The sequence below is a fragment of the Streptomyces sp. M41(2017) genome (genome assembly GCF_002078175.1).
In the GTDB taxonomy this organism is placed as follows: Bacteria; Actinomycetota; Actinomycetes; order Streptomycetales; family Streptomycetaceae; genus Streptomyces.
Map to the genome: position 1 here is coordinate 1,724,329 of NZ_MWFK01000002.1, position 26,364 is coordinate 1,750,692.

Sequence of the window (26,364 nt, forward strand, 5' to 3'; positions counted from 1 at the left end):
CGCAGCAGTACGGGGGAGAGCGGAGCGGCGGTCAGCCCGTCCGGCGGATCAGTGCCAGGTACATCGCGTCGGTGCCGTGCAGATGCGGCCACAGCTGGACGTCGGGGCCATCGCCGAGGGCCGGGACGCCGGGCAGCAGCGGGCGGGCGTCGAGGAGTTCGGCGGAGCCGCCGTCGTAGTGCTTGAGGACGTCGTCGACGACCGCGCGGGTCTCCGCGAGGTGCGGCGAGCAGGTCGCGTAGCCGACGACACCGCCGATCCGCACCGAGTCGAGGGCCGTGCGCAGCAGCCCGCGCTGGAGCGGGGCGAAGCCGTCGAGGTCCTCGGGGCGGCGCCGCCAGCGGGCCTCGGGACGACGCCGCAGGGCGCCCAGACCGGTGCAGGGCACGTCCATGAGCACCCGGTCGAAGGTGCCGGGACGCCACGGCGGACGTGTGCCGTCCGCCGTGATGACCTGGTAGGGGCCGGGGTTCCCGGCGAGTGCCTTGGCGACCAGTCCCGCGCGGTGGGGCTGCTTCTCGGAGGCGAGCAGCGTGGCACCGCGCCGGGCCGCGAGCCCCGCCAGCATCGCGGCCTTGCCGCCGGGTCCGGCGCAGCCGTCCAGCCAGACCCGGTCGGGCCCGTCGAGCGGCGCGTTCGCGAGGGCGACGGCGACGAGCTGGCTGCCCTCGTCCTGGACGCCCGCACGCCCCTCGCGGACGGCGTCGATCGCACCGGGTTCGCCGCCCTCGGAGAGGCGCACGGCGTACGGCGACCAGCGGCCCGGCAGGGCCGAGTCCTCGTCGAGCGCGCCGAGGATCTCGTCGGCGGTGGTGCGTCCGGGCCGGGCGACGAGCGTCACCTCGGGCCTTTCGTTGTCCGCCTCCAGCAGGTCCTCGATGCCGGCCCGGCCGCCGCCGAGGGAGTCCCACAGGGCGGAGACGATCCAGCGGGGGTGCGAGTGCACGACGGCGAGGTGGTCCTCGGGGTCCTCGTCGTAGGGCGGCGCGACCTGTTCGACCCAGGCGTCGAGGTCCTGCCGCGCGACCTTGCGCAGGACGGCGTTGACGAACTTGGCCCGCCCGTCGCCGAGCACCACCCGGGCCAGCTCCACCGAGGCGGAGACGGCGGCGTGGGTCGGGATGCGCGTGCCCAGCAGCTGGTGGACGCCGAGGCTGAGCACGTCGAGGACCGGCGGATCGACCTCGCGCAGCGGCCGGTCGACACAGGCCCCGATGACGGCGTCGTACGTGCCCTGCCGGCGCAGCGTGCCGTAGACCAGTTCCGTGGCGAGTGCGGCGTCCCGGCCGTCGAAGTCGCCCTTCTCCCGCGCCTTGCGCAGCAGCGGCGGCAGGACGAGGTTGGCGTACGCGTCGCGCTCGTCCACGGCCCGCAGCGCCTCGAAGGCGAGCATGCGGACCGGGTCCTTCTGGGGGCGACGGTAGGGCTTGCCGGGCTTGGCCGGCCGACGGGACTGCTCACTCACGAAAAAGGTGCTCCGGATCCAGGAAAGGGTGCGTTCATCAGCCTACGCCGCGCGGCACAGGCCGGCCGTGGGGCGGCCGTCAGACCCCGAGCCGCTCACCGGAGGGGATCCGCACCCCGCGGGCCCAGTCCGCCGCGCGCATCGGTTTCTTGCCCTGGGCCTGCACCCAGAGCAGCTCGACGGCGTGGGAGCCGGTGCCCACGTACACGTTGTTCTTGGCGACGGACAGCTCGCCCGGGGCGAGGTCCGTACGGTCGGGCACGGTGGCGACCTGGACGAGCTTGAGCCGCTCGTCCCGGAAGACGGTCCAGGCGCCGGGGGCGGGGGTGCACCCGCGCACCACGCGGTCGACCCGCAGGGCCGGGGCGGCCCAGTCGACGTGGGCGTTCTCGACGGAGATCTTCGGCGCGGTGCTGACACCGTCGGCGGGCTGCGGCACGGCCTTGAGGGTGCCGTCCTCGATGCCGTCCATCGTGGCGGCGAGCAGTCCCGAACCGGCGAACGCGAGTCGCGTCAGCAGGTCGCCGCTGGTGTCGGTGTGCCGGATCTCCTCGGTGACCGTCCCGTAGACGGGGCCCGAGTCGAGGCCCTCCTCGATCAGGAAGGTGGAGGCACCGGTGATCTCGTCGCCGGCCATGATCGCGTGCTGCACGGGGGCGGCGCCGCGCCAGGCGGGCAGCAGCGAGAAGTGCAGGTTGACCCAGCCGTGCACGGGGACGTCGAGGGCTACGCGGGGCAGCAGCGCGCCGTAGGCGACGACGGGACAGCAGTCGGGGCCGATCTCGCGCAGCCGGGCCAGGAACTCCTCGTCACGGGGCTTCGCGGGCTTGAGCACCTCGATCCCGGCCTCCTCCGCCCGTACGGCGACCGGGCTCGCGACGAGCCGCCGTCCTCGGCCGGCCGGGGCGTCCGGCCGGGTCACGACGGCGGCCACCTCGTGCCGCCCGGAGGCGATCAGGGCGTCCAGGGCGGGAACGGCGACCTCGGGGGTACCTGCGAAGACGAGCTTCATGGGTGGCGGTTGGCCTCTCGGGCGGGAGCACTTCGACGCCCACGCGCGCGCCGGGAAGGGCGGAGCGCGGGGCAGCGCACCAGTCTATGCCGCCTGCGGCACCGCGGCTCGGGGGTTCTCCAGCCGCCGTCCGGCGGGCCCGGGCGGGACCGCGTCCGAGTGCCGGGCCGGGGGGCGCGTCAACCTCAGGACAGGGGGCGTACGTCCCGCGACGCGCCCCGTGCGTATGCCCTCACGCCCCCGCAGCGTGACCACTCACCCGTCCACGCGTTGGTCAAGAAAGAGTTGACCACAGCGGGCTGCACGAGCGGCCCGATCCTTTTCAACGCCGGTTCGAGAGGCTTGTTCATGGCCGACCACGCAACCCACGACGCCCAGGCTCGGGCCAGCCTGCACTTGCTGGTGCGGGACATCGAGCGGGTCCGCCGGCAGGTGGACGCACTGCGCACGCTCACCGCCCAGTTGGGCAACGTCTACCGCCCGCGCCGCTCCGGCCCCTCCACGGGCTTCGTCGTCTACGGGCGTGCCCCCGCCCCGACCGTCCGCCTCGCGCAGGAGCTGCGGGACAGCGTCGAGACCCTGGTGACGGCCGCCGTGGACTTCGACCGCTCTCTCGGATTCTCGTGGGACGCGGTGGGATCGGCCCTCGGGGTCACCAAGCAGGCGGTGCACCGTCGGTACGGCGCCCGCCGCGCCGCCGCCCAGGCCGCCGCCGAGGCGGAGCGGGCCACGGAGACGGCGAGCACCCGCACGGTCTCCGTCGGCGCCGGCCTCCCCGCGGTGCCCACGGTCCCCGCCGCCCGCTCCATGCCCACCCAGCCGACCGCGGGCAGCCCCTTCCGCGACGAGGTCCGGCCCACGGCCTTCCCCGGTCCGCGCAACGGCTGACCCACTCCCCCACCAGAGACCAGAACTGCCTCCCGGCCAGGGCCCCGGGAGGCAGTCGCGCGTCTGCCCCCGCCGGACACGGACACCCGTCCCTCACCCGTCGGGCCGGTGGAACGCCCCTGGGCGGGCCGGTGCGTCAGCCGATGTCGAGGGGATCGATCCGGATCCGTACGGGCTCGGTTCCGCCGCGGGCCGTGCGGGCCGCCTGCGCGTGCTTCAGGGCCGCCGCCAGCGCGGCGCCGCTGCCCGGTGGCACCCGCACCAGCACGCGCTCCGCCGGCTCCCCGGTGGCCGGGCCTCCGGGCCGACGTCCGCGGGCGCCCTCGGCGGCCGGGATCGGTACGGGCCCCAACACCTCGGCGTCGCCGGGCAGTTCGACGCCGGACAGGAAACCGGCGAGCGCCTCCGGGGTACCGGACACGGCCGCCATCCGGGAGACCGGCGGGAAGCCCAGCTCGGCCCGCTCTGCGAGTTCACGCACCGCGTGGCCGACGGGATCCCACCGCACGAGCGCCTGCACGGGCCGCAGGGTCGGTTCGGCCACCACCACGACCGTGCCGCCGTCGCCCTGCGGGCGGACCAGGGCCGCCGCGCCGATCCAGCGGCGCAGCGCGTCCTCCCCGGCCCGCAGGTCGGGGCGGCCGAGCATGGCCCAGCCGTCGAGCAGCAGGGCCGCCGCGTAGCCGCCCTCGGCGACCGGTTCGGCGCCCGGAGTGCTCACCACCAGGGCAGGGGTCCCGGACACCGTGTCCAGCACCTGCTCGCGCCCTGACGTGCGGACCGGCACGGCCGGGAACGCGCGTCCCAGTTCCTCGGCGGTCCGGCGCGCGCCGACGATCTGCGCCCGCAGCCGGAACCCGCCGCACTCCTGGCAGTGCCAGGCCGTCTCGTCGCGCCCGCACCAGGCGCACCGCAGGGCCTGCGCGTCCTGTGCCTCCAGCGGGCCCGCGCAGTGCCGGCACCGGGCGGGCGTCCGGCACTGGGCGCACGCCATCCGCGGCACATAACCCCGCCGGGGCACCTGGACCAGCACGGGGCCCTTACGGAGCCCCTCCCGCACGATCTGCCAGGCGATCGTGGGCAGGCGCGCGGCGCGGGCCGCCTCGTCGCGCGCGAGATCGCCGTCCCCGACGGTCCGTACCAGGGGCGCGGCGGCGCGCACCTGTTCCCGGTCGGCGGCCAGCGGCAGCGCCCAGCCGCTCTCGACCAGCTGCGCGGCCTCCACGGTGCATGTCCAACTACCCAGCAGGAAGCCGCACTTGTCCCGCGAAGCGCGCAGCTCCAGCACTTCGCGGACATGGGGGAAGGGGGCGTTGTCGTCGCTGTGTCCGGCGTCGCCGTCGTCCCACACGACGACGAGTCCGAGGTCCCGTACGGGCGCGAACATCGCGGCGCGGGTGCCGACGACCGCCCGCACCGCACCGCGTCGCACGGCCAGCCACTCGCGGTAGCGCCGCTCGGGTCCGGCGTCGGCGGTCAGCACCGCGTGCCGCCCCTCCCCCAGCAGGGCCCGGAGCGCCGCGTCCACGCGGGCGGTGGGACGTCCGGCCGGCACGACGACGAGGGCGCCGCGCCCCGAGGCGAGCGTCGCCTGCACGGCCCGGGCGATCTCCTCGGCCCACTCCGGCCCGGGCAGCGCCGTCCACACGGCGCGCGGGGCGCCGCCGGAGGCGAGTGAGGCGAGGAGGTCGGCGCCCCGCCCGTACCGCCGCCAGGTCCCGGGGTCGGGAGCGGCGGGCGGCGGCGGGGGCGGGGGCGATTCGCGGGCCTCGGCGCGGGCGTGCCGTGGCGGAACGGCCAGTTGTAGGACGTCGGCGAGCGATCCCGCGTACCGGTCGGCGACGGCGCGGGCGAGGCCCAGCAGTTCGGGCCCGAGGACGGGCTCGGGCGAGACGACCTGGGCGAGGGCGGCGAGCGGCCCCGCGTAGTCGGACTCGGCGACCCGCTCGACGAGGTAACCGTCGATCAGACCGCCGCCCTCGCGCCGGCCGCCCCGGACGTTGCGTCCCCCCGCGCCGAACCGCACCCGTACCCGCACGCCCGGCTGAGCGGCTTCGTCGAGATCCTCGGGCACGGCGTAGTCGAAGTAGCGGTCGAGGTGCAGCACCCCTTTGTCGACGAGGACCCGCGCGACCGGAAGCTCCTTCGCCACCGCCGCCCCGCGCCAGGTCCGCGGCCTGGCCTTGGGCGCCCTCGGTTCCTTCGACCGGCGGACCGTCTCCCGGATCAGCGCAAGCTGCTCGGGCGGCCCGCCGTCCGCGCCGCCCGTGTCCGCCGCCTCGGCGCCGTCAGCCCCGTCAGCTCCGTCACCCTCGGATTGCCCGTTCCTGCTGCTCACAGCAGTATTCCTACCAGACCGCACCGACACCGCCGTGGGCCCGAGATCAGGCCGGCCGCGGATCACGAACGCCACGAGGGCGCTTCTGCCATGGGCCGCTCGGCCATGCCGGTCCAGGACCGGCAGCAGGATTCGAACCTGCGAGGGGACATCACCCGGAAGTATCCGCGGCCGTCGCACCGGGCACGGCGGTGCCGGGGGCTCTCCCGAGATCAGGGTGGCAGCGGCTTGACCTGACTCAGATTCACCGCACGCCCCAGGGGCGTACTCCACCGAAGGAACCGCGACCGGCGCACCGGGAGATCACCAGCGTACGAATCGGGGGCCGCCCGGGCCACCGGTTTCCCCGCCACCGGGCTCCGGGCAGCCGTGAGGCCCGGCACCCTGGGGTGCCGGGCCTCACGGATCAGCCGGAGAAGGCGGGGGCTACAGGCCCGCGGCCTGGCGGAGCGCGTCCACCCGGTCGGTCCGCTCCCACGTGAAGTCCGGCAGCTCACGGCCGAAGTGGCCGTAGGCGGCGGTCTGGGAGTAGATCGGGCGGAGCAGGTCGAGGTCACGGATGATGGCCGCCGGGCGGAGGTCGAAGACCTCGGAGATGGCGGTCTCGATCTTCTCGGCGTCGACCTTGGCGGTGCCGAAGGTCTCGACGAACAGACCGACCGGCTCGGCCTTGCCGATGGCGTACGCGACCTGGACCTCGCAGCGGGAGGCGAGGCCCGCGGCGACGACGTTCTTGGCGACCCAGCGCATCGCGTACGCGGCGGAGCGGTCGACCTTGGACGGGTCCTTGCCGGAGAAGGCGCCGCCGCCGTGGCGGGCCATGCCGCCGTACGTGTCGATGATGATCTTGCGGCCGGTGAGGCCGGCGTCGCCCATCGGGCCGCCGATCTCGAAGCGGCCGGTCGGGTTCACCAGCAGGCGGTAGCCCTCGGTCTCCAGCTTGATGCCGTCGTCGAGGAGGGCCTTCAGCTCCGGCTCCACCACGAACTCGCGGATGTCGGGGGCGAGCAGCGACTCCAGGTCGATGTCCGACGCGTGCTGCGAGGAGACGACGACGGTGTCCAGACGGACCGCCTTGTCGCCGTCGTACTCGATGGTGACCTGGGTCTTGCCGTCGGGGCGCAGGTACGGGATGGTCCCGTTCTTGCGGACCTCGGACAGCCGGCGCGAGAGCTTGTGCGCGAGGTGGATCGGGAGCGGCATCAGGTTCGGGGTCTCGTCCGTCGCGTACCCGAACATCAGGCCCTGGTCGCCCGCACCCTGCTTGTCCAGCTCGTCCTCATCACCCTCGACACGGGACTCGTACGCCGTGTCGACACCCTGCGCGATGTCCGGGGACTGGGAGCCGATCGACACCGACACGCCACAGGACGCTCCGTCGAAGCCCTTCTTCGACGAGTCGTAGCCGATCTCCAGGATCTTGTCCCGGACGAGCTGCGCGATCGGCGCGTACGCCTTGGTGGTGACCTCTCCGGCCACGTGCACCAGGCCGGTGGTGATGAGCGTCTCCACGGCGACCCGGGACGTCGGGTCCTCTCGCAGAAGCGCGTCGAGAATGGTGTCGCTGATCTGGTCAGCGATCTTGTCGGGGTGACCCTCGGTCACGGACTCCGAGGTGAACAGGCGACGGGACACAACGCTCCCTGTGGTTGCAGCGGCTGCTGGCTGATCATGGGTGGACGGGCCGGGGGCTGCGCCCGGCGTCGTCCGAGAACAGTTTATCGGTCGCGCTCAGCCGCGGGACGCCTGTCTCGCCTCTCGGGAAGCCTGTGACCTGCGGCACGGGCATTCTGCGCCATGTCCAGGGGGGTCCGCCAGGGTCGCCACGCCCGATTTCACGGACTTCGCGGCTTCCGGAGGGGTGGATGAGACATTCACCCCAGTCGGCGTGTCACGAGGTCCCACACCGTGTCGGCCAGCGCTTCCTTGGGTCCGTGGGCCACCGGCGTCTCGCTTCCGTCGGCCCCGAGCACCACGGCCTCGTTCTCCTCGGAGCCGAACGTGCGGCTCTCGCCCACCTCGTTCACCACCAGCAGATCGCAGCCCTTGCGCGCCAGCTTCGTCCGTCCGTTGGCGAGGACGTCGTCCGTCTCCGCCGCGAAGCCGACGACCACCTGGCCGGGGCGCGCCCGTTCGGCGGAGATCTCGGCGAGGATGTCCGGATTGCGGACGAGCACGACCGGCTCCGGCTCCTGGCCGTCCTTCTTCTTGATCTTTCCGGCCGCGTACGTCTGAGGGCGGAAGTCCGCCACCGCGGCCGCCATCACCACGGCGTCGGCGTCGGGCGTCGCCTTCAGCACGGCTTCCCGCAGCTGCACGGCGGTCCCGACCTGGATCACGTCGACCCCTGCCGGGTCCGGGAGGCCGGTGTTCGCGGCGATCAGGGTGACGCGGGCGCCCCGCGCGGCGGCGGTACGGGCCAGCGCGTACCCCTGCTTTCCGGAGGAGCGGTTGCCGAGGAAGCGGACGGGGTCGAGGGGCTCGCGGGTGCCGCCGGCGCTGACGACGACGTGCCGTCCGGCGAGATCCGGCTCGGTGACCCCCCGGGCGAGGACGCGGCGGCAGACCTCGAAGATCTCCCCCGGGTCGGGCAGCCGGCCCTTGCCGGTGTCGACGCCGGTCAGTCGGCCCACGGCGGGCTCGATGACGACGGCTCCGCGGCGCCGCAGGGTCGCCACGTTCTCCCGGGTGGCCGGGTGCTCCCACATCTCGGTGTGCATGGCGGGCGCGAGGACGACCGGGCAGCGGGCGGTGAGCAGCGTGTTGGTGAGCAGGTCGTCGGCGAGGCCGTGGGCGGCCTTGGCCAGCATGTCCGCCGTCGCGGGGGCCACCACCACGAGGTCGGCGTGCTGTCCGATGCGTACGTGCGGGACCTCGTGGACGTCCGACCAGACCTCGGTGGAGACGGGGTGGCCCGAGAGCGCGGACCAGGTGGCGGCGCCGACGAAGTGCAGGGCGGACGCGGTGGGCACGACCCGTACGTCGTGGCCCGACTCCGTCAGCCGTCGCAGCAGCTCACAGGCCTTGTAGGCGGCGATGCCACCGCTGACCCCCAGGACGACCCTCGGCTTGTCCACCGTCTCTCCCCGCACTAGGAAACGTACGACTCCATGACACACCACAGGCCCGGCGGTCGCGCCGCCGGGCCCGGGATGAGGAGGTGAACGACTACTGGGCGGGGCCCTCGACGGCCTCGGACGTCAGCAGTCCCGCGTTGATCTCGCGCAGGGCGATCGACAGCGGCTTCTCGTGGACGTGGGTGTCGACGAGCGGACCGACGTACTCGAGGAGGCCCTCGCCGAGCTGCGAGTAGTACGCGTTGATCTGGCGGGCACGCTTGGCCGCGTAGATCACCAGGCTGTACTTCGAGTCGGTGGCCTCGAGAAGCTCGTCGATCGGAGGGTTGATGATGCCCTCGGGAGCGGTGATGGAAGAGGACACGCTCTGCCTTCCGAATGGTGGAAAAAGACCTGAAAGATCAAACAACTTCCACCAAGGCTAGCAGCTCACGCGCCACGTCCTCGACGGAGGTGTTGACCAGGGTGACATCGAACTCCGGCTCGGCCGCCAGTTCGATCTTCGCCGCCGCGAGGCGACGCTCGATCACCTCGGGGGATTCGGTGCCACGACCGGTGAGCCGGCGGACCAGCTCCTCCCACGAGGGCGGGGCCAGGAAGACGAGCAGCGCATCGGGCATCGACTCGCGCACCTGGCGCGCACCCTGGAGGTCGATCTCCAGGAGGACGGGCACACCCGACTCCAGGTGCTCCAGGACGGCGGCGCGCGGGGTCCCGTAGCGGTTGCCCGCGAACTCGGCCCACTCCAGCAGTTCGCCGTTGGCGATCAGCTTGTCCATCTCCTCGTCGGAGACGAAGAAGTAGTGCACCCCGTGCTTCTCACCGGGGCGGGGCTTGCGGGTCGTCGCCGACACCGAGAGCCAGACCTCGGGGTGTTCCTTGCGCATATGAGCGACGACCGTGCTCTTGCCGACCCCTGAGGGGCCGGAGAGCACGGTCAGCCGCGGACGTTCACTCATGCAGCGATTATTCCAGCAATCCCGGGGTGCCCAGGACTCAGGCGCCGGAACCGCCGAACTCGCGCTCCAAAGAGGCGATCTGGTTCGAGCCGAGACCGCGAACGCGGCGGCTCTCGGAGATCCCGAGTCGCTCCATGATCTGCTTGGCGCGGACCTTGCCCACGCCCGGCAGGGACTCCAGAAGGGCGGAGACCTTCATCTTGCCGACGACGTCGTTCTCCTGGCCCTGCTTGATGACCTCATGGAGAGAAGCACCGGAGTGCTTGAGTCGATTCTTGACCTCGGCCCGCTCCCGGCGAGCCGCGGCGGCCTTTTCGAGCGCGGCTGCGCGCTGTTCAGGGGTAAGGGGCGGAAGAGCCACGCCTACGTCACCTCGGATGTCGAACTGTCGGATACGGACCGGTGAGGAACCTGTTCGCCCCACACCTGGGGAGGTACGAGCAACACGCTTGCCCGTTCTCTCGACGGAGACTAGCGGGCAAGTGCGCCAGAGTCAGCGAGAACAGCGGAAAAGTCCTGGTCAGCCTCCCTGGAGCCCGACATTTCCGACATAACTCCCCGGATTTGAGAATGTATTCAGACTCGGGGCGCCCGGAAGACCCTCGCCGAGGCCGTTCCGGAGTGTCGTGAAGGGCTCAGGCGGCGGTCACGGCGGCCCTGATCTCCTCCGCGAAGCGGTCCGCGGAGGAACGCAGCGCGACCACGTCCGGACCGAACCGCAGGACGCCCCGGCTCACGTTCGGGACGACGTTGCGCACCGCGGGGCCGAAGACGCCCGCCAGATCGGCCGCCGTCGCTCCCTGGGCGCCGATACCGGGCGCGAGGAGCGGACCGTTGATGTCGAGGTCGTAGGAGGACAGATCGCCCAGCGTGGCGCCGACGACCGCGCCGAAGGAGCCGAGCGGCGCCTCGCCCGCGTTCTCGACGGCCAGGTGCGCGAGCATCGTCGCCCCGACGTTCCGGCCGTCCTCGCGCAGGGCGTGCTGGACCTCGCCGCCCTCCGGGTTGGAGGTGAGCGCGAGGACGAAGAGCCCGGCCCCGCTCTCGCGCGCCAGCTCGACCGCGGGCCGCAGCGAGCCGTAGCCGAGGAAGGGCGACACGGTCAGCGCGTCCGAGAAGAGGGGCGCGTCCTTGCGCAGGAAGGTCTCGGCGTACGCGGCCATGGTCGAGCCGATGTCGCCGCGCTTGGCGTCCATCACGACCAGCGCCCCGGCCGCGCGGGCCTCCTCGACCGACTTCTCCAGGACGGCGATCCCGCGCGAGCCGAACCGCTCGAAGAAGGCGCTCTGCGGCTTGAGGACGGCGACCCGGTCGGCGAGCGCCTCGACGACCGTGCGGCTGAAGCGCTCCAGGCCCGCGATGTCGTCGGCCAGGCCCCAGTCGGCGAGGAGGGAGGCGTGCGGGTCGATGCCCACGCACAGCGGGCCCCGCTCGTCCATGGCGCGGCGCAGGCGGGCGCCGAAGGGTTCCAGGCTCATACGGACTTCCTCACGTCGGCGCCGACCGCGTCGGCGAGGGTGGCGTACGGGCTCGTCCGCAGACGGGCGGCGAGCCCCTTGTGGAGGGCGCGGGCCCAGAAGGGCCCCTCGTAGATGAAGGCGCTGTAGCCCTGCACCAGCGTGGCGCCGGCCAGGATGCGCTGCCAGGCGTCCTCGGCGTTCTCGATGCCGCCGACGCCCACCAGGGTGATGCGGTCGCCCACGCGCGCGTAGAGGCGGCGGAGCACCTCCAGCGAGCGCGCCTTGAGCGGCGCGCCCGACAGTCCGCCGGTCTCCCCCACCAGCGCCGGGTCGGACGACAGGCCGAGGCCCTCGCGCGCGATGGTGGTGTTCGTCGCGATGATCCCGTCGAGGCCGAGTTCCACGGCGAGGTCGGCGACCGCGTCGACGTCCTCGTCGGCGAGGTCGGGGGCGATCTTGACCAGGAGCGGGACGCGCCGGCCGGTGACCGAGCGGTCCGCGGCCTCGCGCACCGCGCTCAGCAGCGGGCGCAGCGCCTCGGTGGCCTGGAGGTTGCGCAGGCCGGGCGTGTTCGGGGAGGACACGTTGACGACGAGGTAGTCGGCGTGCCGGGCGAGCCGCTCGGTGGACTTCACGTAGTCGCCGGCGGCCTCCTCCTCGGGGACGACCTTGGTCTTGCCGATGTTGACGCCCACCACGGTCCTGAAGACGGGTGTGCGGGCCGCCAGGCGCTCGGCGACGGCCGCGGAGCCCTCGTTGTTGAAGCCCATGCGGTTGATCAGCGCACGGTCCTGGACGAGGCGGAACAGGCGCTGCTTGGGGTTGCCGGGCTGCGGCTCCCCGGTGACGGTGCCGATCTCGATGTGGTCGAAGCCGAGCATGGCCATGCCGTCGATGGCCACGGCGTTCTTGTCGAACCCGGCGGCGAGTCCGAAGGGGCCGTGCATCCGCAGTCCGAACGCCTCGGTGCGCAGTTCCTTGTGGCGGGGGGCGAGCGCGGCGGCGACGAAGGTGCGCAGGACGGGGACGCGGGCGGTGAGCCGGATCCAGCGGAAGGCGAGGTGGTGGGCCTGCTCCGGGTCCATCCGCTTGAAGACGAGGTGGAAGAAGGGCTTGTACATGATCGTGTCCTCGGAAGAGCCCGATGCGGGCCTCGGGCGGTCTGGGGGCCTCATGAAGAGGGGGACACCGTTCCCGGTGTCCCCCTCTGGGCCGCTAGTCGCGCGCGGCGGTCAGATGCTCGGCGTGTTCCTGGAGCGAGCGCACGCCCACGTCTCCGTGGTTGAGCGCGTCGATGCCCTGGACGGCCGCGGCGAGCGCCTGCACGGTCGTCAGGCACGGGACGGCCCGGGCGACGGCCGCGGTGCGGATCTCGTAGCCGTCGAGGCGGCCGCCGGTGCCGTACGGCGTGTTGACGATGAGGTCGACCTCGCCGTCGTGGATGAGCTGGACGATGGTCTTCTCGCCGTTCGGGCCGGTGCCCTCGCTCTGCTTGCGCACGACGACGGCGTTGATGCCGTTGCGCTTGAGCACCTCGGCCGTGCCGGACGTGGCGAGCAGCTCGAAGCCGTGGGCGACGAGTTCACGCGCAGGGAAGATCATCGAGCGCTTGTCCCGGTTCGCGACCGAGATGAAGGCGCGGCCCTTGGTCGGCAGCGGACCGTAGGCCCCGGCCTGGGACTTGGCGTAGGCGGTGCCGAACACCGAGTCGATGCCCATGACTTCACCGGTGGAGCGCATCTCCGGGCCGAGCACCGTGTCGACGCCGCGGCCGTGGATGTCGCGGAAGCGCGACCACGGCATGACGGCCTCCTTGACGGAGATCGGCGCGTCGAGCGGCAGGGTGCCGCCGTCGCCCTCGGCCGGGAGCAGGCCCTCGGCGCGCAGTTCGGCGACGGTCGCGCCCAGCGAGATGCGGGCGGCGGCCTTCGCGAGCGGCACCGCGGTCGCCTTCGAGGTGAAGGGGACGGTGCGCGACGCGCGCGGGTTGGCCTCCAGGACGTAGAGGATGTCACCGGCCATCGCGAACTGGATGTTGATCAGGCCGCGGACGCCGACACCCTTGGCGATGGCCTCCGTCGAGGCGCGCAGCCGCTTGATGTCGAACCCGCCGAGGGTGATCGGCGGGAGCGCGCACGCCGAGTCGCCGGAGTGGATGCCGGCCTCCTCGATGTGCTCCATGACGCCGCCGAGGTACAGCTCCTCGCCGTCGTACAGCGCGTCGACGTCGATCTCGATCGCGTCGTCGAGGAACCGGTCGACGAGGACCGGCCGGGAGGGGCTGATCTCGGTCGACTCGGCGATGTACGAGGAGAGCCGCGTCTCGTCGTACACGATCTCCATGCCGCGGCCGCCGAGGACGTACGACGGGCGGACGAGGACCGGGTAGCCGATCTCGTCGGCGATGGCCTTGGCCTGGGTGAAGGTGGTGGCGGTGCCGTGCTTGGGCGCGGGGAGCCCCGCCTCCGCGAGGACCTGGCCGAAGGCGCCGCGGTCCTCGGCGGCGTGGATCGCCTCGGGCGAGGTGCCCACGACCGGCACGCCGTTGTCCTTGAGTGCCTGCGCGAGACCGAGCGGGGTCTGACCGCCGAGCTGCACGATCACCCCGGCGACGGGCCCGGCCAGCGTCTCGGCGTGCACGATCTCCAGCACGTCCTCGAGCGTCAGCGGCTCGAAGTACAGGCGGTCGGAGGTGTCGTAGTCCGTGGAGACGGTCTCGGGGTTGCAGTTGACCATCACGGTCTCGTACCCCGCGTCGCTGAGCGCGAAGGAGGCGTGGACGCAGGAGTAGTCGAACTCGATGCCCTGGCCGATGCGGTTGGGGCCGGAGCCGAGGATGATCACCGCGGGCTTCTCGCGGGGCGCCACCTCGCTCTCCTCGTCGTAGGAGGAGTAGAAGTACGGCGTCTTCGCGGCGAACTCGGCGGCACAGGTGTCGACCGTCTTGTAGACCGGGCGCACACCGAGCGCGTGCCGGACCTCGCGCACGACGTCCTCGCGCAGGCCGCGGATCTCGGCGATCTGCGTGTCGGAGAAGCCGTGCCGCTTGGCCTCGGCGAGCAGCTCGGGGTCGAGCTTGTCGGCGGCGGCCAGCTCGTCCGCGATCTCCTTGATCAGGAACATCTGGTCGACGAACCACGGGTCGATCTTCGTGGACTCGAAGACCTCCTCGGGGGTGGCGCCGGCCCGGATGGCCTGCATGACGGAGTTGATGCGGCCGTCGGTGGGCCGGACGGCCTCGCGCAGCAGCTCGGCCTTGTCTCCGGGCTCGCCGACGAAGGTGAACTGGCTGCCCTTCTTCTCCAGCGAGCGCAGTGCCTTCTGGAGGGCCTCGGTGAAGTTGCGGCCGATCGCCATGGCCTCGCCGACCGACTTCATGGTGGTCGTGAGGGTGGAGTCGGCGGACGGGAACTTCTCGAAGGCGAAGCGGGGCGCCTTCACGACGACGTAGTCGAGGGTCGGCTCGAAGGACGCCGGGGTCTTCTCGGTGATGTCGTTCGGGATCTCGTCGAGCGTGTAGCCGACGGCCAGCTTGGCGGCGATCTTGGCGATCGGGAAGCCGGTGGCCTTGGAGGCGAGCGCCGAGGAACGTGAGACGCGCGGGTTCATCTCGATGACGATGATGCGGCCGTCCTCGGGGTTGACCGCGAACTGGATGTTGCAGCCGCCGGTGTCGACGCCGACCTCGCGGATGATCGCGATGCCGATGTCGCGCAGCCGCTGGTACTCGCGGTCGGTGAGCGTCATCGCCGGGGCGACGGTGATCGAGTCACCGGTGTGGACGCCCATGGGGTCGAAGTTCTCGATGGAGCAGACGACCACGACGTTGTCGTTCTTGTCGCGCATCAGCTCCAGCTCGTACTCCTTCCAGCCGAGGATGGACTCCTCCAGGAGCACCTCGGTGGTCGGGGAGAGCGTCAGGCCCTGGCCGGCGATGCGGCGCAGCTCCTCCTCGTCGTGGGCGAAGCCGGAGCCGGCGCCGCCCATGGTGAAGGAGGGGCGGACGACGACGGGGTAGCCGCCGAGCGTGTCCACACCCGCGATCACGTCGTCCATGGTGTGGCAGATCACGGACCGGGCGGACTCGCCGTGGCCGATCTTCTCGCGGACGGCCTCGACGACTCCCTTGAAGAGGTCGCGGTCCTCGCCCTTGTTGATGGCCTCGACGTTGGCGCCGATCAGCTCGACGCCGTACTTCTCCAGCACACCCTGCTCGTGCATGGAGATCGCGGTGTTGAGGGCCGTCTGGCCGCCGAGGGTCGGCAGCAGGACGTCCGGGCGCTCCTTGGCGATGATCTTCTCGACGAACTCGGGGGTGATCGGCTCGACGTACGTGGCGTCGGCGATCTCCGGGTCGGTCATGATCGTCGCGGGGTTGGAGTTGACGAGGATGACCCGCAGGCCCTCCGCCCGCAGGACGCGGCACGCCTGGGTGCCGGAGTAGTCGAACTCGGCGGCCTGGCCGATGACGATCGGGCCGGAGCCGATGACCAGGACGGACTGGATATCGGTGCGCTTAGGCACGCTGGCCCTCCATCAGAGAAACGAAGCGGTCGAACAGGTAGGCGGCGTCGTGCGGTCCTGCCGCCGCTTCGGGGTGGTACTGGACGCTGAAGGCCGGCTGGTCGAGCAGCTGGAGACCCTCCACCACGTCGTCGTTGAGGCAGACGTGGGAGACCTCGGCGCGGCCGTAGGGGGTCTCGGAGACCTTGTCGAGCGGGGCGTCGACGGCGAAGCCGTGGTTGTGCGCGGTGACCTCGACCTTGTCGGTCGTACGGTCCTGCACCGGCTGGTTGATGCCGCGGTGGCCGTACTTCAGCTTGTAGGTGCCGAAGCCGAGGGCGCGGCCGAGGATCTGGTTGCCGAAGCAGATGCCGAAGAGCGGCGTCTTGCGGGCCAGGACCTCCCGCATGACGGAGACGGGTCCGTCGGCGGTCGCCGGGTCGCCGGGGCCGTTGGAGAAGAAGACGCCGTCCGGGTTCACGGCGTAGACGTCCTCGGCGGTGGCGGTCGCGGGCAGCACGTGCACCTCGATGCCGCGCTCGGCCATCCGGTGCGGGGTCATGCCCTTGATGCCCAGGTCGACTGCGGCGACGGTGAACTTCTTCTCACCGATCGCGGGGACGACGTAGGTCTCCTTGGTGGCGACCTCGGCGGCGAGGTTCGCGCCCTTCATCTCGGGCGCCTGGCGGACCTCGGCCAGCATGGTGCCCTCGTCGGGCAGCGCGTTGCCGGAGAAGATGCCGACGCGCATGGCGCCGCGCTCACGGAGGTGGCGGGTGAGGGCGCGGGTGTCGATGCCGCTGATGCCGACGACGCCCTGCGTGCGCAGTTCCTCGTCGAGGGAGCGGCGGGAGCGCCAGTTGGACGGGACGCGCGCGGGGTCGCGGACGACGTAGCCGGCGACCCAGATCCGCTGCGACTCGGGGTCCTCGTCGTTCACGCCGGTGTTGCCGACGTGCGGGGCGGTCATCACGACGACCTGGCGGTGGTAGGACGGGTCGGTGAGGGTCTCCTGGTAGCCGGTCATGCCGGTGGAGAACACCGCTTCGCCGAAGGTCTCCCCCACGGCCCCGTAGGAGCGGCCGTGGAAGACCCGGCCGTCCTCCAGGACGAGTACGGCGGGAAGCGCCTTTTTCCTCTGCGAGGCGTTCCCCTGGGTGGAGGTCGTCATCGTGCGCCTTCCGTTTCCGTCGTCTTGATCATGTTGTTCAGGGTCTCGACCCAGGCCGCGTGCTCGTCCGCGCGGTCCGAGCGGAAGCCGGAGTCGAGCAGCCGGTCGCCGTGCTGCCAGGTGACGACGAGCAGTCCGCCCTCGGTGAGGACCTTGCCCGCGATGCCCTTGTCGAGCCGGGCCTCACGCAGTTGCCCGGCCGGGACGAAGAAGTCGCGCGCACCGGGGCGTACGACGTCCAGTCCCGCGTCCGTCAGCGTGAGCTCGGCCCGGCTGCGGGTGCCGAGGCCGTGCGCCACGATCCGGTCGAGCCACTGCCCGGCGGTGGTGGAGCCGTGGTAGCGACCGCTCATGCCCAGTCTCACCGGGCCGGTGTCTTCCGGCGCGGTGAGGAGCTCGGGCAGGTCGCCCTGGAGGGTGCCGCGCCACTTCCAGCCCTCGCGCATCAGCCAGTAGACGAGCGCGATGAAGAGGACGATGCCGACGAGCCAGCCGATACGGGCGGCCCAGTCGGTCACTTCCGCCGACTTCTGTTCGGCGGCCAGGGGGAGGAGAGGTGTCACGCGAGCTTCCCGTCGACGAGGGTGGCCTTGCCCCGCAGCCAGGTGTGGGTGACCCTGCCCGGCAGCTCGCGGCCCTCGTAGGGGGTGTTGCGGCTGCGCGAGGCGAAGCCCGCGGGGTCCACGTCCCCACGGTATGCGGTGTCGACCAGCGTGAGGTTGGCGGGCTCACCCTCCGAGACGGGGCGTCCGTGGCCGGTGGCCCCGCCGATCCGCGCGGGCTTGGCGGACATGCGGTCGGCGACGCCGGCCCAGTCGAGCAGGCCGGTCTCGACCATCGTCTGCTGGACGACGGACAGCGCCGTCTCCAGGCCGACCATGCCCATGGCGGCGGCGGCCCACTCGCAGTCCTTGTCCTCGTGCGGGTGCGGCGCGTGGTCGGTGGCGACGATGTCGATCGTTCCGTCGGCGAGCGCCTCGCGCAGCGCCATGACGTCCTTCTCGGTACGCAGCGGGGGGTTGACCTTGAAGACCGGGTTGTAGGTGCGCACCAGCTCGTCGGTGAGCAGGAGGTGGTGCGGGGTGACCTCGGCGGTGACGTCGATGCCGCGGGACTTGGCCCAGCGGACGATCTCGACGGATCCGGCGGTCGACAGGTGGCAGATGTGGACGCGGGAGCCGACGTGCTCGGCGAGCAGGACGTCGCGGGCGATGATCGACTCCTCGGCCACCGCGGGCCAGCCGCCGAGACCCAGCTCGGCGGAGACGACGCCCTCGTTCATCTGGGCGCCCTCGGTGAGGCGGGGCTCCTGGGCGTGCTGGGCGACGACACCGCCGAAGGCCTTCACGTACTCCAGGGCGCGGCGCATGATGACCGCGTCGTCCACGCACTTGCCGTCGTCGGAGAAGATCGTGACGCCGGCGGCGGACTCGTGCATGGCGCCCAGCTCGGCGAGCTTCTTGCCCTCCAGGCCGACGGTGACGGCGCCGATGGGCTGCACGTCGCAGTAGCCGTGCTGCTGGCCGAGCCGGTAGACCTGCTCGACGACGCCGGCGGTGTCGGCGACGGGGAAGGTGTTGGCCATGGCGAACACGGCCGTGAAACCGCCGCTCGCCGCCGCGCGCGTGCCGGTCAGCACGGTCTCGGAGTCCTCGCGGCCGGGCTCGCGCAGGTGGGTGTGCAGGTCGACCAGGCCCGGCAGGAGCACCTTGCCGTCGGCCTCGACGACCTCGGCGCCCTCCGCCGGCAGTCCGGTGCCGACCGCGGCGATCGTGTCGCCGTCGATGAGGACGTCCTGCGGCTCGCCGCCGAGCACCTTCGCACCACGAATAAGGATCTTGCTCATGGTTCTTACTTCTCCTCGGTACGGGTGTGGGTGACGGCGGGCTCGTTGCCGCCCAGCAGCAGGTAGAGCACCGCCATGCGGATCGAGACGCCGTTGGCGACCTGCTCGACGACGGTGCAGCGGTCGGAGTCGGCGACCTCGGCGGTGATCTCCATGCCGCGGACCATCGGACCGGGGTGCATCACGATGGCGTGCTCGGGCATCTTCGCCATGCGCTCGCCGTCCAGGCCGTAGCGCCGCGAGTACTCGCGCTCGGTCGGGAAGAACGCGGCGTTCATCCGCTCGCGCTGGACGCGGAGCATCATCACCGCGTCGGACTTGGAGAGCGTGCTGTCGAGGTCGTAGGAGATCTCGCAGGGCCAGGACTCGACGCCGACCGGGACCAGCGTGGGCGGCGCGACGAGCGTGACCTCGGCGCCGAGGGTGTGCAGCAGGTCGACGTTCGAGCGGGCGACCCGGCTGTGCAGGACGTCACCGACGATCGTGATGCGCCGGCCGGCCAGGTCCTGGCCGATCCCGGCGTCCCGGCCGACCAGGCGGCGGCGCATGGTGAAGGCGTCGAGCAGGGCCTGCGTGGGGTGCTGGTGGGTGCCGTCGCCCGCGTTGATCACCGCGGCGTCGATCCATCCCGAGGTGGCGAGGCGGTAGGGGGCTCCGGAGGCGCCGTGCCGGATGACGACGGCGTCGACCCCCATGGCCTCCAGGGTCTGGGCGGTGTCCTTGAGGGACTCGCCCTTGGAGACGCTCGACCCCTTGGCGGTGAAGTTGATGACGTCGGCGGAGAGGCGCTTCTCGGCGGCCTCGAAGGAGATCCGGGTCCGGGTCGAGTCCTCGAAGAAGAGGTTGACGACGGTCCGGCCGCGCAGGGTCGGCAGTTTCTTGATCGGCCGGTCGGCGACCCGGGCCATCTCCTCGGCGGTGTCGAGGATCAGGACGGCGTCGTCGCGGGTGAGGTCGGCGGCCGAGATGAGATGACGCTGCATCTGTCAGGCTCCGTAGGGAAGTTCAGGGAGGATTCGGGCATGCGGGCGCGCGGGCGCGCACTGCGCGGCGTGGGCCGGAGTGCTACTGCTGCGCGTCCGGGGCGGTCCGCTTGGCACCGAGCAGCACGGTGTCGCGACCGTCCTCCTCGGCGAGCTGGACCTTGACCGTCTCCCGCAACGACGTGGGGAGGTTCTTGCCGACGTAGTCGGCGCGGATGGGCAGTTCGCGGTGGCCCCGGTCGACCAGGACCGCGAGCTGCACGGCGCGCGGGCGCCCGATGTCGTTCAGGGCGTCGAGCGCGGCGCGGATGGTGCGGCCGGAGAAGAGCACGTCGTCGACGAGGACGACGAGGCGGCCGTCGATGCCGTCACCGGGGATCTCGGTGCGGGCCAGCGCACGCGGCGGGTGCATGCGCAGGTCGTCGCGGTACATCGTGATGTCGAGGGAGCCGACGGGGATCTTGCGGTCGGTGATCTCCTCGAGCTTGTCGGCCAGCCGACGGGCGAGGAAGACGCCCCGGGTCGGGATGCCGAGGAGCACGACGTCGTCGGCGCCCTTGGCGCGCTCGACGATCTCGTGGGCGATGCGGGTCAGCACCCGGGCGATGTCGGGTGCCTCCAGAACGGGCCGCGCATCGGCTTCGTACTGCTGCTTGTCCTGCTCTGAGTCCATAGGAAACGGACCTCCTTCTCCGCCTCACGGGACGGATCATTAAAGGACGTCGGAATTGCGCCATCCACGGTACCAGCCCGGCAACGCGCCTGATCACCCCCCTTTGAGCCACCCCCGGTGACTCCTGCGCGGGGACCGGGTCCGACCCCTTCCGCTTGACGGGGGAGAGTAACGCTGCGTAACCTCACAGTGAGTCACCAGAGTCACCAGCCGCGCGGCGGAGCCGCACGTTGATACAGCGTCCGGGGAGCTATATGTCCAGCGAATACGCCAAACAGCTCGGGGCCAAGCTCCGCGCCATCCGCACCCAGCAGGGCCTTTCCCTCCACGGCGTCGAGGAGAAGTCCCAGGGACGCTGGAAGGCCGTCGTGGTCGGTTCGTACGAGCGCGGCGACCGCGCCGTGACCGTCCAGCGCCTCGCCGAGCTGGCCGATTTCTACGGGGTCCCGGTGCAGGAGCTGCTGCCCGGCACGACGCCCGGCGGTGCCGCCGAGCCGCCGCCGAAGCTGGTCCTCGACCTGGAGCGGCTGGCCCACGTGCCGGCCGAGAAGGCGGGCCCCCTCCAGCGGTACGCGGCGACGATCCAGTCGCAGCGCGGTGACTACAACGGCAAGGTGCTGTCGATCCGCCAGGACGACCTGCGCACGCTCGCCGTGATCTACGACCAGTCCCCCTCGGTCCTGACCGAGCAGCTGATCAGCTGGGGCGTCCTGGACGCCGACGCGCGCCGCGCGGTCGCCCACGACGAGGGCTGATCCCGCAGTACAGCGCAGCAGAAACGTGCCGCCGGGGTGGCCGGAACCTGATGGTTCCGGCCACCCCGGCGGCTTTCTGCGTCCTCGACGGCCTCAAAGGCACCAGAGGCACCACGAGAGGCGGGAGACCTCCTGCGCCCCCGAGGGCCCCGGGAGGAACGCCGGAGGGCCCACAGCGGTCGGCTGCGGGCCCTCCGGCGATGCCTACGTCCCCTGCGGGCCGTACGCGTCTGTCGTTCTCGCGCTGGTCGCGGCTAGTCCTCGTCGCGGCGCAGCGACGGCTTCAGCTCCTTGAAACGGCCGAGCAGGCCGTTCACGAACGAGGGCGACTCGTCCGTGGAGAACTCCTTGGCCAGCTGCACCGACTCGTCGAGCACCACGGCGTCGGGGGTCTCGTCGACCCAGATCAGCTCGTAGGCGCCGAGACGCAGGATGTTGCGGTCGACGACCGGCATCCGGTCCAGCGTCCAGCCGACGGCGTACTGCGCGATGAGGTCGTCGATCCGGCGCACCTTGGTGGCGTACCCCTCGACCAGCTGCATCGTGTACTCGCTGACCGGCGGCTGCCGGGTGTCGGACCGGGAGTGCCGGATCCAGTCCGCGAGGACCGTCAGGACGTCCACGCCGCGCTGGTCGCTCTCGAAGAGGATCTGGAAAGCGCGCTTGCGGGCCGTGTTGCGGGCAGCCACGGTTAGCTGTTCACCCGGCCGAGGTAGTCGCTCGAGCGGGTGTCGACCTTGATCTTCTCACCGGTGGTGATGAAGAGCGGGACCTGGATCTGGTGGCCGGTCTCCAGGGTGGCGGGCTTGGTGCCACCGGTGGAGCGGTCGCCCTGGACGCCGGGCTCGGTCTCCTGGATGACCAGCTCGACGGCGGCGGGAAGCTCGACGAAGAGCACCTCGCCCTCGTGCTGGGCGACGGTGGCGGTGAAGCCCTCGATCAGGAAGTTGGCGGCGTCGCCGACGGACTTGCGGTCGACCATGAGCTGGTCGTACGTGTCCATGTCCATGAAGACGAAGTACTCGCCGTCCATGTACGAGAACTGCATGTCGCGCTTGTCGATCGTGGCCGTCTCGACCTTGACGCCGGCGTTGAACGTCTTGTCGACGACCTTGCCGGAGAGCACGTTCTTCAGCTTGGTGCGCACGAAGGCCGGGCCCTTGCCGGGCTTGACGTGCTGGAACTCGACGACGGACCAGAGCTGGCCTCCGTCGAGCTTGAGCACCAGGCCGTTCTTGAGGTCGTTCGTGGAAGCCACGGTTGCGGAATCTCCTGGACTGACGTGGACGACCCCGGCGCAGGCGCACAGCTCGGAGAGCTAGAGCGCGAGCAGCTCCTTGGTCGTGATGGTGAGTAGCTCGGGTCCGCCGTCCGCCTCAGGGCGTACGACGAGCGTGTCATCGATCCGGACGCCGCCCCGTCCCGGGAGGTGGACCCCCGGTTCGACGGTGACCGGCACGCAAGCGTCCAGTTTACCCATGGCCGCGGGGGCAAGCTGCGGGTCCTCGTCGATTTCGAGCCCGACGCCGTGCCCGGTGAGGGAGGAGACGCCTTCCGTGTGTCCCGCGGAGTCGAGCACCTGACGGGCCGCGCGGTCCACGTCGCGGTAGGCGGCGCCGGGCAGCAGCGCCTCCCGTCCGGCGCGCTGAGCGGCGAAGACGAGGTCGTACAGCTCGATCTGCCAGTCGGCGGGCGAGGTCCCGATCACGAACGTACGGCCGACCTCACAGCGGTAGCCCCGGTAGGTCGCGCCGAGACAGACGGAGAGGAAGTCGCCCTCCTCCACCCGCCGGTCGGTGGGCCGGTGGCCCCGCCTGCCCGAATTCGGGCCGGTGCCGACCGAGGTCGCGAAGGCCGGGCCGTCCGCTCCGTGGTCGACGAGCCTGCGCTCCAGTTCCAGCGCGAGATGACGTTCCGTCCGGCCGACGAGGATGGATTCGAGGAGTTCACCGAGTGCCTGGTCGGCGATCTCCGCACCGATCCGCAGGGAGGAGATCTCCTCCTCGTCCTTGATGACACGCAGCTGCTCGACCGCGCCGCCCAGGTCCGCGAGGCGCAGCCGGGGTGCCACCGAGCCGAGGGCGCGGTGACGGGTCACGGTCAGGTGGTGCTCCTCGACGGCGAGGGACTCGGCGCCCTGTCCCGCGGCCATGCCGGCCGCGGCGACGGCCGGATCTCCGCCGGCCCGCGGCAGCACCCTGACGTCCACCGCCTCGTCCGGGCGTCCCTCGACGGCGTCACCGGTCGGCGGTCCGCCGCACAGCAGCACGTCCTCGCCGCGGCCGAGCAGCAGCAGGACGGAGCCGTGCGGGGCCGCGCCGGCGAGATACCTCACGTTGGCGGGGCGGGTCACCAGCGCGGTCGCGCTGCCGCTCGCCGCACAGCGCTCCCGGAGCCGCTCTCTGCGGGTCGCGTACACCTCTGACATGAGACCGAGCGTACGAGCGGCGGGCGGATGGCGCCGTTCCAGAGGGCCGGACGGGTCCGCCGGTGAGGCCGGACGGGTCCGTGGCGGGCGGGCCGGACGGTGTCGTACCCGGCGTCAGGGGTGCGTCACCACTGGGGCGGGCTGGCGATCGACCGGGCGAGGACGTCGTCCAGGACGCGGGCCGTGGCCGCCACGTCGAGCTGGGAGTTGTCGATGATGGGCAGGCCCGAGCCGTACCAGCCGGCCATCCGGCCGTGGATGCGGGCGACCTCCTCGTCGCTGAGGCGGCGGTTTCCCGAGCGCTCCGCGTTGCGCTCCAGGACGACCTCCAGGCCCGGCAGGAGCACGACCGGCAGCAGACCGGGGCCCACGTGCCGCTTCCATCCGCCGAGGCCGACGACGGGACGGTCCGGGAAGACCGCGTCGTCGAGGATGCAGGAGATGCCGTTGGCCAGGAAGTTCCGCGCGGCGAAGCCGCAGGTGCGGCGGGCCAGGCGGTACTGCGCCTCGGAGTGGTCGTTCCACCCCGTCTGCGGGTCGGCGAAGCCGGAGCGCACCCACTCGCGTACGTCGTCGAGGCTGATGTGGGCGGTGGGCACGCGGCGGTGGTCGGCCCAGTACTTGGCGACGCTGGTCTTGCCGGCGCCCGCGGGGCCGATGAGCAGCACCGCGAGGGTGGTGGCGGCCGGGTCGGGGGTGCCGGGCGCCGGCGGCGGGCTCGGCATGGCGACCGGGCCGCCCGGCGGCAGCTGGACGTGCCCGGTGGTCTCCGGCGGCGGCCCGGGGAGGTGCTGCGGGGGCGGCGCGGAGGGGTGCTGCGGAGGCGGCCCGGGCGCGTGGTGCGGCGCCATGGGGTGCTGCGGGGGTTGGGCGGGAGGGGCACCCGGAGGAACCGGTCCTCCGGCGAATCCGGGAGCGGGTGCCGGACCCGGCTGCCCCGGGTGATGTCCGGCCGGTGACCAGCTCGCGGCCGGTCCGTGCCCCGGCTGATGGGGCGGCGGCAGCGGAGCCCCCACTGCGTGCTGCATCCGGTGCCACTCCGTCTCGTACAGGCAATGGGCGCTGGCGGACGGGACATCGGTCCCGCCGCTACCGAACGGTACCTTCCCCGGCCGTCGTTGTGTGAACGGCCGGGGAACGTGCGAAGTGCCCGGTGGGGAGGGGCAGAACGGGTTGAGCAGGGTGTTCCCGGTGCATACGTGCGCCGGGCCGCCGCTGCTACTCGGCGACCTCGCCGTACGCGGCCAGGAGGACGGCCGGGTCGGGGCCCTCCAGGACGGTGGGCTTGGCGAGTCCGTCGAGGACGATGAAGCGCAGCAGGTCGCCGCGGGACTTCTTGTCGACCTTCATGTTCTCCAGGAGCTTCGGCCACTGGTCGTAGCGGTAGGTCAGCGGAAGACCGACGGACTCCAGGACCGCGCGGTGGCGGTCGGCGGTCGCGTCGTCCAACCGGCCCGCGAGACGGCCGAGTTCGGCGGCGAAGTGCATGCCGACGGAGACGGCCGCGCCGTGCCGCCACTTGTAGCGCTCGTTCTTCTCGATGGCGTGCGCGAGCGTGTGGCCGTAGTTGAGGATCTCGCGGAGCCCCGACTCCTTGAGGTCGCCGGAGACGACCTCCGCCTTGACCTTGATGGAACGCTCGATCAGCTCGGCGGTGTGCGGGCCCGCGGGCGTCCGTGCGGCCTCCGGGTCGGACTCGATGAGTTCGAGGATCGCCGGGTCGGCGATGAAGCCGGCCTTGATGACCTCGGCAAGTCCGGAGACGAAGTCGTTGACCGGCAGCGAGTCGAGCGCGGCCAGGTCGCAGAGGACGCCGGCGGGCGGGTGGAAAGCGCCGACGAGGTTCTTCCCCTCGGCGGTGTTGATGCCGGTCTTGCCGCCGACCGCCGCGTCGACCATGCCGAGCACGGTGGTGGGGACGGCGATCCAGCGCACCCCGCGCAGCCAGCTGGCGGCGACGAATCCGGCCAGGTCGGTGGTGGCTCCCCCGCCCACGCCGACGATCACGTCGGTGCGGGTGAAGCCGGACTGGCCGAGCGCCTTCCAGCAGTAGGCGGCGACCTCGACGGTCTTGGCCTCCTCGGCGTTCGGCACCTGGATGGCGATGGCCTCGTAGCCCTGGTCCGCGAGGTCGGCGCGGAGCGCCTCACCCGTCCCGGCGAGTGCCTCGGGGTGGACCACGGCGACCCGCTTGGCCTTCTCGCCGATCAACCCGGCCAGCTCGCCGAGGAGTTGACGGCCGACCAGGACCTCGTAGGGATCGGTGCCCGCGGTGCCACCGACCTGGATGCGGGTCACTGCCTCGCTCATGCTTCCTTCAACTCCAGTGCGTCGAGGACCGCTCGGGCGACCTCATCGGGGGTGCGGCCGTCGGTCGCCACGACCGCGCGGGCGACTTCGGTGTACAGGGGGCGGCGGGCTTCCATCAGCTCGCGCCACTGCCGGCGCGGGTTGACGGCGAGCAGTGGCCGGGCCGCGTTCAGGCCGGTGCGCTGGACCGCCTCCTCCACGTCCATGGAGAGGTAGACGACCTGGTGGCCGGCGAGCAGCGCGCGGGTGTCCTCGTCGAGGATCGAGCCGCCGCCGAGCGCGAGGACGCCGTCGTGTCCGGCGAGCGCGTCGTGCACGGCACGCTTCTCGATCGCGCGGAAGGCGGCCTCGCCCTCGTCGACGAAGATGTCGGCGATGGTGCGGCCCTGCGCGGTGACGATGTCGTCGTCCGTGTCCCGGTAGGCGCAGCCGAGCCGCTCGGCGACGAGCGCGCCCACCGTGGACTTGCCGACCCCCATGGGGCCGACGAGGACCA

Annotated in this window: 24 protein-coding genes; 2 read left to right on the top strand and 22 right to left on the bottom strand. The window is 71.9% G+C overall.

From position 1 onward, the window contains the following. Nucleotides 1–31 precede the first annotated feature (31 nt). Together B0675_RS33325 and fmt are read right to left on the bottom strand one after the other, a co-directional pair. The gene (locus B0675_RS33325; RefSeq protein ID WP_081223328.1) at nt 32–1,465 is read right to left on the bottom strand and encodes a transcription antitermination factor NusB; all 1,434 of its coding nucleotides are present in this window, start codon (nt 1,463–1,465) and stop codon (nt 32–34) included. A gap of 79 nt (nt 1,466–1,544) precedes the next feature. After that, nucleotides 1,545–2,477, bottom strand: coding sequence for a methionyl-tRNA formyltransferase (fmt, locus tag B0675_RS33330; RefSeq protein ID WP_081223329.1), 933 nt, complete (start codon nt 2,475–2,477; stop codon nt 1,545–1,547). 348 nt (nt 2,478–2,825) lie between these two features. On the opposite strand from fmt, the gene B0675_RS33335 reads away from it, so the two are divergent. After that, nucleotides 2,826–3,365: a hypothetical protein gene (locus B0675_RS33335; protein WP_081224030.1), complete on the top strand. Its 540-nt coding sequence runs from the start codon at nt 2,826–2,828 to the stop codon at nt 3,363–3,365. 136 nt (nt 3,366–3,501) lie between these two features. Here B0675_RS33335 and B0675_RS33340 read toward each other — a convergent pair whose 3' ends face one another. From B0675_RS33340 to pyrR, 14 genes are all read right to left on the bottom strand, one after another. Continuing rightward, the gene (locus tag B0675_RS33340; protein ID WP_081223330.1) at nt 3,502–5,703 is read right to left on the bottom strand and encodes a primosomal protein N'; all 2,202 of its coding nucleotides are present in this window, start codon (nt 5,701–5,703) and stop codon (nt 3,502–3,504) included. 426 nt (nt 5,704–6,129) lie between these two features. Continuing rightward, entirely contained in the window at nt 6,130–7,338 is a 1,209-nt protein-coding gene (gene metK, locus B0675_RS33345; protein ID WP_081223331.1) for a methionine adenosyltransferase, read from the bottom strand. 239 nt (nt 7,339–7,577) lie between these two features. Beyond that, nucleotides 7,578–8,780, bottom strand: coding sequence for a bifunctional phosphopantothenoylcysteine decarboxylase/phosphopantothenate--cysteine ligase CoaBC (gene coaBC / locus B0675_RS33350; protein ID WP_081223332.1), 1,203 nt, complete (start codon nt 8,778–8,780; stop codon nt 7,578–7,580). Nucleotides 8,781–8,871: 91 nt separating this feature from the next. Beyond that, a complete protein-coding gene (rpoZ, locus tag B0675_RS33355) occupies nt 8,872–9,144 on the bottom strand; it encodes a DNA-directed RNA polymerase subunit omega (protein ID WP_003982715.1) in 273 nt (90 codons plus the stop codon). 37 nt (nt 9,145–9,181) lie between these two features. Further along, entirely contained in the window at nt 9,182–9,739 is a 558-nt protein-coding gene (gene gmk, locus B0675_RS33360; RefSeq protein WP_081223333.1) for a guanylate kinase, read from the bottom strand. A 37-nt stretch (nt 9,740–9,776) separates the two neighbouring features. Continuing rightward, nucleotides 9,777–10,100, bottom strand: coding sequence for an integration host factor (locus B0675_RS33365; RefSeq protein WP_081223334.1), 324 nt, complete (start codon nt 10,098–10,100; stop codon nt 9,777–9,779). Nucleotides 10,101–10,374: 274 nt separating this feature from the next. Further along, nucleotides 10,375–11,217 carry an orotidine-5'-phosphate decarboxylase gene (gene pyrF, locus B0675_RS33370; protein WP_081223335.1) on the bottom strand — a complete coding sequence of 281 codons (843 nt, stop codon included), beginning with the start codon at nt 11,215–11,217 and terminating at the stop codon, nt 10,375–10,377. Then, nucleotides 11,214–12,320 carry a quinone-dependent dihydroorotate dehydrogenase gene (locus B0675_RS33375; protein WP_081223336.1) on the bottom strand — a complete coding sequence of 369 codons (1,107 nt, stop codon included), beginning with the start codon at nt 12,318–12,320 and terminating at the stop codon, nt 11,214–11,216. Before B0675_RS33375 ends, pyrF begins: the two co-directional genes overlap by 4 nt. A 94-nt stretch (nt 12,321–12,414) precedes the next feature. Next, nucleotides 12,415–15,723: a carbamoyl-phosphate synthase large subunit gene (gene carB / locus B0675_RS33380; RefSeq protein WP_081223337.1), complete on the bottom strand. Its 3,309-nt coding sequence runs from the start codon at nt 15,721–15,723 to the stop codon at nt 12,415–12,417. Next, the gene (carA, locus tag B0675_RS33385) at nt 15,716–16,873 is read right to left on the bottom strand and encodes a glutamine-hydrolyzing carbamoyl-phosphate synthase small subunit (RefSeq protein ID WP_081223338.1); all 1,158 of its coding nucleotides are present in this window, start codon (nt 16,871–16,873) and stop codon (nt 15,716–15,718) included. Before carA ends, carB begins: the two co-directional genes overlap by 8 nt. Continuing rightward, on the bottom strand, nt 16,870–17,436 hold the full coding sequence (locus B0675_RS33390) for a hypothetical protein (RefSeq protein WP_081223339.1): 567 nt from the start codon (nt 17,434–17,436) through the stop codon (nt 16,870–16,872). Before B0675_RS33390 ends, carA begins: the two co-directional genes overlap by 4 nt. Next, nucleotides 17,433–18,719, bottom strand: a complete 1,287-nt coding sequence (locus B0675_RS33395; RefSeq protein ID WP_081223340.1) for a dihydroorotase — start codon at nt 18,717–18,719, stop codon at nt 17,433–17,435. Before B0675_RS33395 ends, B0675_RS33390 begins: the two co-directional genes overlap by 4 nt. Nucleotides 18,720–18,724: 5 nt before the next feature. Beyond that, nucleotides 18,725–19,702, bottom strand: a complete 978-nt coding sequence (locus tag B0675_RS33400) for an aspartate carbamoyltransferase catalytic subunit (RefSeq protein ID WP_081223341.1) — start codon at nt 19,700–19,702, stop codon at nt 18,725–18,727. A gap of 82 nt (nt 19,703–19,784) precedes the next feature. Then, nucleotides 19,785–20,375, bottom strand: coding sequence for a bifunctional pyr operon transcriptional regulator/uracil phosphoribosyltransferase PyrR (gene pyrR / locus B0675_RS33405; protein ID WP_081223342.1), 591 nt, complete (start codon nt 20,373–20,375; stop codon nt 19,785–19,787). Nucleotides 20,376–20,629: 254 nt separating this feature from the next. Between pyrR and bldD the strand changes: the two genes are divergently transcribed. Then, the gene (gene bldD, locus B0675_RS33410; protein ID WP_037621142.1) at nt 20,630–21,130 is read left to right on the top strand and encodes a transcriptional regulator BldD; all 501 of its coding nucleotides are present in this window, start codon (nt 20,630–20,632) and stop codon (nt 21,128–21,130) included. 254 nt (nt 21,131–21,384) lie between these two features. Here the strand turns inward: bldD and nusB are convergent, their stop codons facing one another. The 6 genes from nusB to B0675_RS33440 form a co-directional block, all read right to left on the bottom strand. Then, nucleotides 21,385–21,819, bottom strand: a complete 435-nt coding sequence (gene nusB, locus B0675_RS33415; protein ID WP_081223343.1) for a transcription antitermination factor NusB — start codon at nt 21,817–21,819, stop codon at nt 21,385–21,387. Nucleotides 21,820–21,821: 2 nt separating this feature from the next. Then, on the bottom strand, nt 21,822–22,388 hold the full coding sequence (gene efp / locus B0675_RS33420) for an elongation factor P (RefSeq protein ID WP_081223344.1): 567 nt from the start codon (nt 22,386–22,388) through the stop codon (nt 21,822–21,824). 60 nt (nt 22,389–22,448) lie between these two features. Continuing rightward, nucleotides 22,449–23,558 (bottom strand): aminopeptidase P family protein, encoded by a 1,110-nt coding sequence (locus B0675_RS33425; RefSeq protein WP_081223345.1) that lies wholly within the window; start codon nt 23,556–23,558, stop codon nt 22,449–22,451. Nucleotides 23,559–23,683: 125 nt separating this feature from the next. Next, nucleotides 23,684–24,586, bottom strand: coding sequence for a Pro-rich N-terminal domain-containing protein (locus B0675_RS33430; protein ID WP_081223346.1), 903 nt, complete (start codon nt 24,584–24,586; stop codon nt 23,684–23,686). A 190-nt stretch (nt 24,587–24,776) separates the two neighbouring features. After that, nucleotides 24,777–25,868: a 3-dehydroquinate synthase gene (gene aroB / locus B0675_RS33435; protein ID WP_081223347.1), complete on the bottom strand. Its 1,092-nt coding sequence runs from the start codon at nt 25,866–25,868 to the stop codon at nt 24,777–24,779. Next, the gene (locus B0675_RS33440) at nt 25,865–26,347 is read right to left on the bottom strand and encodes a shikimate kinase (RefSeq protein WP_081224031.1); all 483 of its coding nucleotides are present in this window, start codon (nt 26,345–26,347) and stop codon (nt 25,865–25,867) included. Before B0675_RS33440 ends, aroB begins: the two co-directional genes overlap by 4 nt. Nucleotides 26,348–26,364 lie beyond the last annotated feature (17 nt).

Bases quoted from the DNA above. Each gene is read 5' to 3' on its own strand.
- fmt (WP_081223329.1), bottom strand. From the start codon at position 2,477: ATGAAGCTCGTCTTCGCAGGTACCCCCGAGGTCGCCGTTCCCGCCCTG.
- B0675_RS33335 (WP_081224030.1), top strand. From the start codon at position 2,826: ATGGCCGACCACGCAACCCACGACGCCCAGGCTCGGGCCAGCCTGCAC.
- gmk (WP_081223333.1), bottom strand. From the start codon at position 9,739: ATGAGTGAACGTCCGCGGCTGACCGTGCTCTCCGGCCCCTCAGGGGTC.
- pyrF (WP_081223335.1), bottom strand. From the start codon at position 11,217: ATGAGCCTGGAACCCTTCGGCGCCCGCCTGCGCCGCGCCATGGACGAG.
- B0675_RS33375 (WP_081223336.1), bottom strand. From the start codon at position 12,320: ATGTACAAGCCCTTCTTCCACCTCGTCTTCAAGCGGATGGACCCGGAG.
- carA (WP_081223338.1), bottom strand. From the start codon at position 16,873: ATGACGACCTCCACCCAGGGGAACGCCTCGCAGAGGAAAAAGGCGCTT.
- B0675_RS33395 (WP_081223340.1), bottom strand. From the start codon at position 18,719: ATGAGCAAGATCCTTATTCGTGGTGCGAAGGTGCTCGGCGGCGAGCCG.
- B0675_RS33400 (WP_081223341.1), bottom strand. From the start codon at position 19,702: ATGCAGCGTCATCTCATCTCGGCCGCCGACCTCACCCGCGACGACGCC.
- pyrR (WP_081223342.1), bottom strand. From the start codon at position 20,375: ATGGACTCAGAGCAGGACAAGCAGCAGTACGAAGCCGATGCGCGGCCC.
- bldD (WP_037621142.1), top strand. From the start codon at position 20,630: ATGTCCAGCGAATACGCCAAACAGCTCGGGGCCAAGCTCCGCGCCATC.
- B0675_RS33425 (WP_081223345.1), bottom strand. From the start codon at position 23,558: ATGTCAGAGGTGTACGCGACCCGCAGAGAGCGGCTCCGGGAGCGCTGT.
- B0675_RS33430 (WP_081223346.1), bottom strand. From the start codon at position 24,586: ATGCAGCACGCAGTGGGGGCTCCGCTGCCGCCGCCCCATCAGCCGGGG.
- aroB (WP_081223347.1), bottom strand. From the start codon at position 25,868: ATGAGCGAGGCAGTGACCCGCATCCAGGTCGGTGGCACCGCGGGCACC.
- B0675_RS33440 (WP_081224031.1), bottom strand. From the start codon at position 26,347: ATGGGGGTCGGCAAGTCCACGGTGGGCGCGCTCGTCGCCGAGCGGCTC.